The 12,151-nt window shown below is 38.6% G+C and carries 7 protein-coding genes; 3 read left to right on the forward strand and 4 right to left on the reverse strand.

Annotated features, from left to right (window positions below; all coding sequences use genetic code 11):
- Window positions 1-508: 508 nt before the first annotated feature.
- Genes ACHRV3_RS16510 through ACHRV3_RS16520 form a run of 3 tightly spaced genes read right to left on the reverse strand, consistent with a single transcriptional unit; the run spans window position 509 to window position 6,168 of the window.
- Window positions 509-1,876, reverse strand: a complete 1,368-nt coding sequence (locus ACHRV3_RS16510) for an efflux transporter outer membrane subunit (RefSeq protein WP_395435489.1) — start codon at window positions 1,874-1,876, stop codon at window positions 509-511.
- Window positions 1,873-5,016, reverse strand: a complete 3,144-nt coding sequence (locus tag ACHRV3_RS16515) for an efflux RND transporter permease subunit (protein ID WP_395435488.1) — start codon at window positions 5,014-5,016, stop codon at window positions 1,873-1,875. Before ACHRV3_RS16515 ends, ACHRV3_RS16510 begins: the two co-directional genes overlap by 4 nt.
- A gap of 3 nt (window positions 5,017-5,019) precedes the next feature.
- Window positions 5,020-6,168 carry an efflux RND transporter periplasmic adaptor subunit gene (locus ACHRV3_RS16520; RefSeq protein ID WP_230003948.1) on the reverse strand — a complete coding sequence of 383 codons (1,149 nt, stop codon included), beginning with the start codon at window positions 6,166-6,168 and terminating at the stop codon, window positions 5,020-5,022.
- Between the two features lie 219 nt (window positions 6,169-6,387).
- On the opposite strand from ACHRV3_RS16520, the gene ACHRV3_RS16525 reads away from it, so the two are divergent.
- Window positions 6,388-7,755: a rhodanese-related sulfurtransferase gene (locus tag ACHRV3_RS16525; protein ID WP_047776924.1), complete on the forward strand. Its 1,368-nt coding sequence runs from the start codon at window positions 6,388-6,390 to the stop codon at window positions 7,753-7,755.
- A 165-nt stretch (window positions 7,756-7,920) separates the two neighbouring features.
- On the opposite strand, the gene ACHRV3_RS16530 is transcribed toward ACHRV3_RS16525, so the two are convergent.
- Window positions 7,921-9,936 carry a T9SS type B sorting domain-containing protein gene (locus ACHRV3_RS16530; RefSeq protein ID WP_395435487.1) on the reverse strand — a complete coding sequence of 672 codons (2,016 nt, stop codon included), beginning with the start codon at window positions 9,934-9,936 and terminating at the stop codon, window positions 7,921-7,923.
- Between the two features lie 379 nt (window positions 9,937-10,315).
- Here ACHRV3_RS16530 and ACHRV3_RS16535 point away from each other — a divergent pair, with 379 nt between their 5' ends.
- Window positions 10,316-11,677, forward strand: coding sequence for a stage 0 sporulation family protein (locus ACHRV3_RS16535; RefSeq protein WP_395435486.1), 1,362 nt, complete (start codon window positions 10,316-10,318; stop codon window positions 11,675-11,677).
- Window positions 11,661-12,140: a gliding motility lipoprotein GldH gene (locus ACHRV3_RS16540; protein ID WP_395435485.1), complete on the forward strand. Its 480-nt coding sequence runs from the start codon at window positions 11,661-11,663 to the stop codon at window positions 12,138-12,140. Before ACHRV3_RS16535 ends, ACHRV3_RS16540 begins: the two co-directional genes overlap by 17 nt.
- Window positions 12,141-12,151: the final 11 nt, after the last annotated feature.

The raw sequence follows: 12,151 nt of genomic DNA on the forward strand, positions 1-12,151 counted from the left end.
TTTCTCGCAGAGCCGCAAAGTTTTTAGCACGCAGATTTAGCAGATTAAGCGGATCTGTGCGAATGTTTTTTTTAAGCATAACGATTTCAATTGTACCAATGAAAAAAAATCTGCTCAATCTGCCAAATCTGCGTGCGAGCCCTTCTTCTTCTAATTTTGGGATTTTCAGAGTTTTATTAAATACTCAGAGCTGTCCTCCTGAGCGAAGTCGAAGGACTATGCGCGGTGTTTTTTTATTTCTCGCAGAGCCGCAAAGTTTTTAGCACGCAGATTTAGCTGATTAAGCGGATCTGCTCGAATGTTTTTTGCACTAACACATCAATTTCAATTGTACCAATAAGAAAAAAATCTGCCATATCTGCTAAATCTGCGTGCAAAAACCTCTTTCTATTATTTGCAACATTGTTGCGTTAGATGTGTTAATTCGTTTTAAGTTGCTATTAATGAATGTTTTAGTTATGTAATTTTTTGTTTTAACATCTCACAAATTTCCAAAAGAGACAATGCCCTAATTCCATCCACCGCCAAGTGCTTTATACAACAGAACCATCGAACTCAACTGTTTCTGGGTTAATTGCGAAAGACTTAATTGTGCTTCAAACAAGGAACGTTGGGCGTCCAGAACTTCGAGGTATGAAACATATCCGTTGTAATATCTGGCGTTAGATAAGTCGTAGTTTTTTTGCGCGGCTACAATTTGTCTGTTTCGGGCGGTCCATTCTTCTTTGTACATGGCTACGTTTTGCAAGGCGTTTTCTACTTCTGAGATGGCTATTAAATACGTTTTCTGAAAAACCAGTTTGTTTTCTTCTGCTATCTGGCGGTTTACCTCAACGCGGCGTTTATTCTTTCCAAAGTTAAACAACGGTCCACTAACGCCAGCTCCAATATTCTGGAGGTAAGAAGCATCAGTAAACAAATCACCAATCGTTGGACTTACAAAACCCGCAAGCGCTGCAATATTAAACGATGGATACCGCATCGCTTGTGCAACACCAATTCTTTCGTTGGAAGCGCGGTATAAAAGTTCCGTTCTTTTTACATCAGGACGGTTTTCTAATAAGGCCGAAGGTACCGAAGTCGGAAATGTAGACAAAATCAATAAATCATTGTTGGTTTTACCTCTTTCGATAGGAGCGGGAACCTGGCCTATTAGTACCGAAATGGAGTTTTCTAAAGCTGTAATCTGTCTTTTAATCAATGGAATATTGGCTTCTGCAATTGCGACCTGTTGTTCGATTTGGACTTTATCTAATTCCGCAACATAACCGCTTTTGAATCTTTCGTTAATGATATCATATGCTTTTTGTCTGGTTTCTAAAGTGTACTGTGTGATTTCCAGCTGATTATCGAAATCACGTAATTCAAAATACGAAACAGCAATGGTGCTGACTATATTGGAAAGCACTACTTTTCGGGCTTCATCTGTTGCCAGAAGTTCACTCTGAAGCGCTTTGTTTTGATGACGAAATTTCCCCCAAAAATCCAACTCCCAGGACATATTGGCGGTCAAAGAAGTTTGCTGCAGAAAAGTCTGGGCGCTATTTACCTGACCTGAATATTGAAAGGACGGATATAAATCGGCTTTGGCGATGCCTAAATTAGCTTTTGCCTGTTCCAGACGTGCTAAAGCAATTTTTAAATCATAATTATTCTGAATCCCTTTCTGAATCAATCCGATCAATACATCATCATTAAAAATTGTGGACCATTTTAGGGTAGTTACATTGGCAGTGGTGTCTGTTGTTTTGTTTCCGAATTGAAAACTGTCGGTTTTGGGTTGCTCTGGTTTTGAATATTTTGGACCCACCATACAGCCATAAGGAAAAACAGCTATTACAAGTAATACGAGTACTAATTTTAGATTTTTCATCATTCTTCCTTTTTAGTTTCATCAATTTCTTCTGAAGGTTTTTTACCAAAACTTTCAATAAATACAAATAAGACAGGAATCAAACAAACTCCCAAAATTGTGGCAACCAGCATACCGCTGAAAACCGTTAATCCCATTACCTTTCTGGCTTGAGCTCCGGCACCACTAGCCGTTAAAAGAGGCACAACACCTAAGATAAAAGCAAAAGCAGTCATAAGAATAGGGCGGAAACGCAGTTTGGCGGCATATAGCGCCGCTTCTTTTACAGGCATTCCTTTTTCATACTCTTCTTTGGCAAATTCTACAATCAAAATGGCATTTTTCGCAGCCAAGCCAATTAACATGACTAAACCAATCTGGGCAAAAACATTATTGACATAGTCGGGACTGATTAATCGGCAGAGGAACAGTCCCAGAAAAGCGCCGAAAACGGCAAAAGGAGTTCCTAAAAGCACGCTAAAAGGCAATTTCCAGCTTTCATATTGCGCAGCTAAAATTAAGAACACAAAAAGCAATGCCATGAGGAATACTGTATTCCCTTTTCCTTCGGCTTGTTTTTCCTGAAAACTCATATTCGACCATTGATATCCCATTCCCGAAGGCAGTACTTTGTCGGCGGTTTCCTGTAAAGCATCCATGGCTTCCGCTGAGGTATATCCCGGTGCGGGAGTTCCGCCAACTTCGGCGGCCCGATATAAATTAAAACGAGTTGTAAATTCAGGACCACTTTCTTTTCGGATTGTAGCAATACTCGAGATCGGAATCATTTTGTTGTCTTTACTGCGAACAAAAATCTTATTGATATCTTCCGGATTTACGGTATAATTTGGTGCAGCCTGTAGCAGTACAATATACTGTCGGCCGAATTTATTGAACTCATTGATATATTGTCCTCCTAAGCTTGCTCCGATAGCAAGATTGACATCAGACAACGAAAGATTAAGTTCGCTGACTTTCTCCCGATCAATATCCAGACTAATCTGTGGTACATTGGGATTAAAAGTGGTTCGGATGGTTCCGATTTCCGGACGTTTTTTAGCCTCAGCCATAAAACGTTGCGCATTCTGATAGAGATATTGTGGCGTTTGTCCTTCTTTGTCCTGAAGCATAATTGTAAATCCGGCAGCATTTCCAATTCCGGAAATTGGCGGAGGTCCAAAGGCAAAAACAGTAGCTTCGGGAATTCCAAAAACCACTTTTCCATTCACCTCTTTGAGGATTTGGAAAACGTCTTGCTCGCGTTCTTTCCATTCTTTTAGCGAAACAAAAAAGAAACCATTATTAGTAGCAACAGAGTTTTTGATCAAACTAAATCCTGCAATCGAAGTATAGGAATCGATCCCTTCGTTTTTGGAGAGGATGTTTTCTACTTTGTCGATGACTTTATTGGTTCTTTCTAAGGAAGAAGCGCCGGGAAGTTCAATATTCACAAACATATAGCCCTGATCTTCTTCGGGAACAAATCCACCTGGAATTCTTCCACCTAAAAGGATAATGGCAACAATTAAAATTCCGATGAAAATAAAACTTCTTGTCATTTTCTTGATAAGATAACCAGAGAAACCTGTGTATTTATCGGTGAACGCACTAAATTTTTGATTGAAGGCTTTAAAGAATCGGCCTAACCATCCTTTTGATTCCTGATTGGGTTTTAACAAAAGAGAACATAAAGCCGGACTTAAAGTTAAAGCGCTTAAAGCAGAGAAAATCACCGATATAGCAATTGTAATGGCAAATTGTTGGTAGAGTCGGCCTGTTATTCCGGGTGTTAAAGCTACGGGAATAAATACTGCCGTTAATACAATGGCAATGGCAATTACAGGGCCCGAAACTTCTTTCATGGCTTGGTTGGTGGCATCCCTGGGCGACATACCCTGCTCAATGTGGTGCATGACGGCCTCGACGACGACTATGGCATCATCGACCACAATCCCGATGGCCAATACTAAGCCTAAAAGAGAAAGTACATTGACCGAAAATCCTAAGAGTGGAAAGAGCATAAAAACACCAACAAGTGAAACAGGAACAGTTAAAAGCGGAATCAAAGTCGCGCGCCAGTTTTGCAAGAAGATAAAAACAACCAGAATCACTAAAATAATGGCTTCAAACAAAGTGTGCAGGATTTCGTCTATTCCTTCCGAAATGGCAAGGGTGGTATCTAAAGAAACTTTGTATTTTAGATCCTGTGGAAAGCGTTTGCTTAATCCTTCGATTGTTTTTTTGACATTCTCGGCAACTTCGAGAGCATTTGAACCCGGCATTTGTTTAATACCAATGGTTCCTGCGGGACTTCCGTTTAATTTGGCTATTGAAGCGTAACTTTCAGTTCCCAACGAAACGGTGGCCACATCTTTTAATCGAACCTGCTGATTGCTTAGATTTGATTTTAGAATAATATTCTCAAAATCTTCCGGATTTACCAGACGATCTTTAAGGGTTACATTATAAGTAAAATCGTTTTTGTCTTTTGCGGGTGGTGCGCCAAATTTTCCCCCCGGTGCAATCGCATTTTGTTCCTGAATTGATCTGACAATGTCGGGAACTGTCAGGTTGTATTTGGACATGATATCGGGTTTGACCCAAATTCGCATGGCGTAACTACTACCTCCATAAAGGGTTACTTCTCCAACTCCTTTGATACGGGCCAATGCATCCACAATATTAATGTTGGCATAATTGGTTAGAAAGTTATTATCGAAGGTTTTGTTGGGCGAATACAAGGACAAAATCAACAACGGCATGGCGAGAGACTTTTTGGTAGTCACACCGGTGGTTTTTACATCTTGCGGGAGTTTGTTGGTCGCCTCGGCAACTCTGTTTTGTGTTAACATCGTGGCGATATCCAAATCGGTTCCCATATCAAAGGTGATCGAAAGAGACATACTTCCGTCTCCGGTATTGGTCGATTGCATGTAAAGCATGTTTTCAACACCATTTACTTTTTGCTCAATAGGTGTCGCTACGGCTTGCTCTACATTTAAGGCATTGGCTCCACGATAGCTGGTGGATACCTGTACCAAAGGCGGTGCAATTTCGGGATATTGGGCAACTGGGGTCGAGAGTATAGAGAGTCCACCAATTAAAACAATAAAAATGGACAATACTATGGCGACTATCGGTCTTCGTACAAAAAAATTATCCATAATTTAGTTTTTTTGAGTTGAAGCAATTTGTTTCGGGTCCGGCACATAAGGAACCGGGACTACTGTCGATCCGGGCTGAATAAACTGATTTCCAATTATGGCTACTTTTTCATTCGCTTTTAATCCTTTGGTAATGACCCAATCGGTGCCGGTTTTGGGACCAACTTCAACCACTCGTGTCTCGATTTTGTTTTGTGCATCAATTACAGAAACCTGAAAAAGTCCTTGAAGTTCGGTAACGGCTCTTTGTGGAATCACGATGGCATCTTTTTCGGTTCGGATTAAAACACGGACTTTACCAAATTGTCCCGAACGTAAAGTTCCGTCCGGATTTGGAAATTGTGCTTCAATGGTTACGGTTCCTGTCGTTGGGTCTATTTTACTGTCAGAAAAATTGAGTGTTCCCTTTTGAGGATGAAAACTACCGTCGGATAATATCAATTGAAGATCTGTGATTCTTTCGCCTATTTTCGTTTGTTTCTGATATCTGAGAAAATCAGCTTCACTAACCGTAAATTGCACTCTGACTTTTTCGAGTTTTGAAACGGTATTCAATCGGGAGGCATTGCCTAATTTAGTAATGTAGTCGCCTAACCTCGCATTCGAAAGGCCAATAACACCATCTATTGGTGATTTAATATTGCAATAACCTCTTTCAATTTCCTGATTTTTTAAACTTGCCTGTACACTGGCATAATTAGATCTTGCGGCTTTGTCTTTGGCAACTGCCGCATCGAGCTCCCGTTTACTTACCGCATTCATATCGGCCAGCGGTTTAATTCTTTTCAATTCTTCATTAGCATTTACTAAATTACTCTGAGCAACAGCAACTTGTCCGCGAACCTGTTCGACCTTGGTTTCATATTCAAGTGGATCTATCGTATAGAGTAATTGTCCTTTTTTAACCTTTTGACCTTCTTTGAAATGAATTCCTGTTAAAATTCCATCTACTCTGGCGATCAGTTCAATGTCTAAGTCTCCAAAAGTCTGTCCGGCAAAATCTTTGTAGATCGGAACGTCTTCACTTTTTACGGTTACAAAAGGCGCCTGCATGGGCGGTGGCGCTTTTGGTTGTTCCTTTTTACAAGAACTTAAGAGGGTTAAAAAGATAAAGATTGGGAGCAGTGTTTTAGAGAGTTTTAAAGCATTCATAAGTCATAAATGTTAAAATTGTTTAACATAAATATAGTAAAAAAAGGCAAGCCCTTGATTGTTTGTGACTTATATTTCGGGATTCGGCCCCGTTTCTCTTAATTTTTAGATAAGAAACCGGCAGGGATTTTTAAATTGTAAATAAAGGTCTACCTTTGCAGCCGAATTCAGAATAGGAATTCATTAAAATATATCTCTCAACTTAAATCTGTTTATAGCATGCAACTGTATAACACTTTGAGCGCAGAAGAAAGAGCCATCATGATTGATGATGCAGGTAAACAACGTCTTACTCTGTCTTTCTATGCTTATGCGCAAATTTCAAATCCAACTCAATTTCGTAATGATTTATTTTTAGCTTGGAATCCGCTTGGGGTTTTGGGTCGAATTTATGTAGCCAACGAAGGAATCAATGCTCAATTGTCTCTTCCGGCGGATCATTTCTATGAATTTAAAGATACCATAGAGCAATATGACTTTATGAAAGGGATTCGTTTGAATATTGCGGTAGAGCATGATGATCATTCCTTTTTGAAATTGACGATAAAAGTGCGTGATAAAATTGTTGCCGATGGTTTGGAAGATGAAAGTTTTGATGCCACAAACATCGGAATTCACCTGAAAGCCAAAGAATTCAACGATTTATTAGAAGATCCAAATGTAATTGTGGTCGATATGCGTAATCATTACGAAAGCGAAATCGGTCATTTTACACAAGCAATACGACCAGATGTAGATACGTTCAGAGAAAGTCTGCCTATTATCGAAGAGCAACTAGCAGAACATAAGCAAGATAAAAAATTGTTGATGTATTGCACAGGGGGAATTCGTTGTGAAAAAGCGAGTGCTTACTTTAAACACAAAGGTTTTGAAAATGTGTACCAGCTTGAAGGAGGGATTATAGAATATACCCGTCAGGTAAAAGCAGAAGGATTAGAAAGTAAATTCATAGGTAAAAACTTTGTATTTGATCATCGCTTAGGCGAAAGAATTACTGACGATATCGTTTCGCAATGCCATCAATGTGGGAAACCTTGTGATGTACATACGAATTGTGTGAATGAAGGTTGTCATTTGCTTTTTATTCAATGTGAAGAATGTGCACAGGCAATGGAAGGCTGTTGTTCTACCGACTGTATTTCTGTAATTCACTTACCGGAAGAAGAGCAAAAAGCAATCCGAAGAGGGATTAAAAACGGAAATATGATTTTCAAAAAAGGAAAATCAGATGTTTTGACTTTCAAAAACAATTTAGACCCATTAGCAGCTGTTCCGACTCTTTCTGATTTAGTAAAAACGAAAGCGGTTGCTAAAAAACAGCCAAAAATAAAAAAACAATACATCGGAAAAGGAACCCACTTTTTTCCGAAACCTTCTATTGGTCAGTTTTTAATTGAAGAAAACGAAATCAAAATTGGGGACACTGTTTTAATCAAAGGATCAACAACCGGAGAGCAAAAATTGATAATTGAAAAGATGTTTGTCAATGATATTGAATCAGAAACAGCCGTTTCCGGTGATACCTGTACATTTCAATTGCCATTCAGAATACGATTATCGGATAAAATCTATAAAGTTCTAGACTAGGTAATTCTAACAAAAAATAAAAGGAACAACTCATGGCTCTCGTTGGGAGCTATGAGTTTTTTTATGTATTGTAGTGGTTGCAAAATCCTGTCCGGTTAAAATTATAACCTATTTTTTTTGCGGGTTTTTGAACTGTACAACTCTTGTCAGTACTGCTGCTTATCTTTAGCGATATAAAGTAAAATGTCCAATAAAATCGCTGTCGTGCTTAGGTTCATTGAGGTTCAATGTATACCAATAATCACCCGTAGGCAATTCTTTTCCTTTATATTTCCCGTCCCATCTTTTGTTGTAGCTGCAATTTGCTAGTGGTCGGCCGTAGCGGTCAAAAATAGTAAAGGTCAAATTTTTGTAGTTTAATTCACATTCTGGACCCCATTCATCATTTTGTCCATCTCCATTAGGTGTGAAATAGTTAGGAATGCACAAATCAATTTTAGTGTATTCGAAATATTTTGAAACCGATGCAGTACACCCATTTTCATCAGTAGTGTTAACCGTATACGTACCTGATTCATAAACGGCGAATTTGTTAGTCTGGCTGCCAGGCCCGTCGTTTATGGAATACTGATATCCCGGTTTTCCGCCACTTGCAGTTGCTACAATCTCATTTTTCCCATCGTCTGTTAAAGTTAAAGTAAGCGGACTAGCTAGATTATTTATTTTGATCTCGACATCCAGAAAGTTGCTTTCACAATTTGAACTGTTTATTTGCTTAACCTTGTAAGTGGTGTCAGATGAAAGGATAGGAGTTGTAAATGTGGCACCTTGATAAAGTAAGTTTGTTCCTCTTGCATCGTACCAGTAAAAAGAAGCACCGGGAACTCCGGTGGCTGTAAGTGTGGCAGGTGAGTTATAACAGATTGTTTTATCGGTTACCACAGGGAGACCAAGATGGGCTGCGCTGATTATAACATCCAGAAAGTTACTTTCGCAATTCGAACTGTTTATTTGTTTAACCTTGTAAGTGGTGTCAGATGTGAGAACTGGAGTTGTAAACGTAGCACCTTGATAAAGTAAGTTTGTCCCTGTTGCATCGTACCAATAAAAAGAGGCGTTAGGGACTCCGGTGGCTGTAAGCGTAGCGGATGAATTACTACAGATTATTTTGTGGGCTACCATAGGGAGACTAATATTAGCTGTGCTGACTTTAACATCCAGAAAGTTACTTTCACAATTCGAACTGTTTATTTGTTTAACCTTATAATTAGTATCAGATGATAGAATAGGAGTTGTAAATATGGCACCTTGATAAAGTAAGTTGGTTCCTGTCGCATCATACCAATAAAAAGAGGCACCAGTAATTCCGGTAGCTGTAAGTGTGGTAGATGAGTTAGAGCAGATTGTTTTGTCGGCTGCCACAGGGGGATCAATATTAGCTGCGCTGACTTTAACATCGAGAAAGTTACTTTCACAATTCGAGCTGTTTATTTGTTTGACCTTGTAAGTGGTGTCAGATGTGAGAACAGGAGTTGTAAATGTGGCACCTTGATGAAGTAAGTTGGTTCCTGTTGCATCGTACCAGTAAAAAGAGGCGTTAGGGACTCCGGTGGCTGTAAGCGTGGTAGATGAGTTATAACAGATTGTTTTGTCAGCTACCACAGGAGAGTTAATAGAGGCTGTAAAACTTATGGCGTCCAGAAAATTACCTGCAGTTGGGTTTCCCGTTGCAGTTGCAGAAGATTCAAAGATAAATCGTGTTCTGGTTTGACCTGCCGGGACAGTGTAAGTTCCGGAGTATACTTTCCATTCTTTGGCTGTTGCGGCAGTTTTAATAGTGGTGTAAGGGCCTCCCGGGGGACCCACTTTTAATATCATGGTATCAACTCCAAATCTTCCCATGTGACTAAACGAATAATTGAAATGTGGCGTCGTAGAAGTGTCGTAATCCTGAAATAGACCTGAAGATTGATAGGCATTAAGTTCGATAAATTGATTTCCGGAATAGGCATTTCGACCTTCGTAACCATTACTCCAAAACTCCATTATGTTATCTGTAGCAGTGGTTCTCCAGCCAAGTGAAGCTGCAGGATGCTGAGTTTGATTTATAAAAGCAATGCTACCAGAAGCTATAACGGGGTATTCAAAATCTGAATTTATAGTTTGAATCGTACACTGACTGTGTGTTAAAGAAGAGAAAAGAAAAAGAGAGAGAATTCCGGCTGATTTGATAGCGCTCATTATTACCGAAATATTTTTTTTTCTCTTAAATAAGCGTTGGATTAAAGAAGATTTGTAAATTGACAGACTGTGATAGGTCAGTAGGTGAAGTTTTTTGAAGATCATATGGGAATACTTTGCAAATGGAACCTGATCTTAAAATTGAATTATTATAAAAACAGATTTGTATGGAATATTTTCTTGCAAAGAAAAATCCGATGACAATATTAAATCGTCCTTTTAAGCCAAAAAACTGGTGTAATACGGTAAAACATAAAGTTTTAACAATTAACAAACCATTAGATTTAATCTATAAAAAGACAACTAAAAAAAATACTATCTTTACCGATCGAATGTTTATGAACTTAAGTTGCTTTTATGCAACACTACATATATAATTATGGCATGTACAAGTTGTTCAACCTCAGATGGCGGTGCGCCAAAAGGTTGTAAAAATAATGGGACTTGCGGCACCGATAGCTGCAATAAATTGACGGTTTTTGATTGGCTCGCGAATATGAGTCCGTCTAATGGAGAAGCAATTTTTGATTGTGTTGAGGTTCGTTTTAAGAACGGACGTAAGGAATTTTTTAGGAATTCGGAGAAATTAACATTAAGCATGGGCGATATTGTAGCAACTGTTGCATCGCCGGGACACGATATTGGAATTGTTACTTTGACAGGAGAATTGGTAAAAATTCAAATGAAGAAAAAAGGAGTGAATCCCGAGAGTAACGAAGTGCCGAAAATCTATAGAAAAGCATCTCAAAAAGATATTGATATTTGGTCTGTAGCACGTGAACGTGAGGAGCCTATGAAGGTTCGTGCACGTGAATTGGCAATTCAGCACAAATTAGAGATGAAAATTTCTGATATTGAATTTCAAGGTGACGGGTCAAAAGCTACTTTTTACTACACCGCAAACGACAGAGTCGATTTTAGACTTTTGATTAAGGATTTTGCAAAAGAATTCAGTACAAGAGTAGAGATGAAACAAGTTGGTTTTCGTCAGGAAGCAGCTCGTTTGGGCGGAATCGGTTCTTGCGGAAGAGAGCTTTGCTGTTCAACCTGGTTAACAGATTTTAGAAGTGTCAATACTTCTGCAGCCAGATACCAGCAACTTTCGCTAAATCCTCAAAAATTAGCGGGACAATGTGGTAAATTAAAATGCTGTTTGAACTATGAGTTAGATACTTACATGGATGCCTTGAAAGATTTTCCGGATTACGATACTAAATTAGTGACCGAAAAAGGAGATGCAATCTGTCAGAAACAAGACATTTTCAAAGGGTTAATGTGGTTTGCCTACACGAATAATTTTGCAAATTGGCATGTTTTGAAAATTGATCAGGTAAAAGAAATTATTGCCGAAAACAAACAGAAAAATAAAGTGTCTTCACTTGAAGATTTTGCAATTGAGGTGACGGAAGAGCCTGAAAAAGATTTCAACAATGCAATGGGTCAGGAGAGTTTAACACGTTTTGATCAGCCAAAAAGAAAGAAAAAGCCAGCTCGAAAACGTAAACCCAATGCTGAGAATGCTGTTGTTGCAGCTCCCGAGAAACCAAAACAAGGGAATAACAACAATAATAGCAATAACAATAATAACGCGAAGCCGGCCGGTGGAAACCAAAATAAAGGGAATAAGCCAAATAATAACAACAATAGGTCAAATCAATCGAATAAGCCCAAATCGAATGATGGTAAACCAGCCGAGCCAAGAAAACCTATAATTATTACTAAAAATGAGAATAAAAAATAGCGGTATTCTACTTTTGGTTGCCATTCTTCTTTTTTCCTGTGATAAAAAAAGAGTATTTGATGAGTACAAATCTGTTGGCAGTGCCTGGCATAAAGACAGTGTGGTTACCTTCAATTTGCCAGTTTTAGATTCTACCAAAAAGTACAATTTGTTTGTGAATTTGAGAGACAATAACAATTATCCTTTCAATAATTTGTTTTTAATTGTTGCTATTGAAACCCCAAGCGGATTCACGAAAGTGGATACCTTAGAGTACCAAATGGCAAATCCGGATGGGACATTATTAGGAAACGGTTTTACGGACATTAAAGAAAGTAAACTGTTTTACAAAGAAGATGTAAAGTTTAGAGGAAAATACAAAGTACATATCAAACAAGCGGTTAGAGAATCAGGTAAAATCCCTGGTGTTCAGGCTTTAGAAGGTATTACAGACGTAGGTTTTAGAATAGAACAAAAAGATTAGACGAATATATT

The organism is Flavobacterium sp. FlaQc-49 (assembly GCF_044005985.1).
GTDB classification, from domain to species: Bacteria; Bacteroidota; Bacteroidia; order Flavobacteriales; family Flavobacteriaceae; genus Flavobacterium; species Flavobacterium cupriresistens.

Coding starts and splice junctions, on each gene's coding strand:
- ACHRV3_RS16510 (WP_395435489.1), bottom strand. CDS start 1,876: ATGATGAAAAATCTAAAATTAGTACTCGTATTACTTGTAATAGCTGTT.
- ACHRV3_RS16515 (WP_395435488.1), bottom strand. CDS start 5,016: ATGGATAATTTTTTTGTACGAAGACCGATAGTCGCCATAGTATTGTCC.
- ACHRV3_RS16520 (WP_230003948.1), bottom strand. CDS start 6,168: ATGAATGCTTTAAAACTCTCTAAAACACTGCTCCCAATCTTTATCTTT.
- ACHRV3_RS16525 (WP_047776924.1), top strand. CDS start 6,388: ATGCAACTGTATAACACTTTGAGCGCAGAAGAAAGAGCCATCATGATT.
- ACHRV3_RS16530 (WP_395435487.1), bottom strand. CDS start 9,936: ATGAGCGCTATCAAATCAGCCGGAATTCTCTCTCTTTTTCTTTTCTCT.
- ACHRV3_RS16535 (WP_395435486.1), top strand. CDS start 10,316: ATGGCATGTACAAGTTGTTCAACCTCAGATGGCGGTGCGCCAAAAGGT.
- ACHRV3_RS16540 (WP_395435485.1), top strand. CDS start 11,661: ATGAGAATAAAAAATAGCGGTATTCTACTTTTGGTTGCCATTCTTCTT.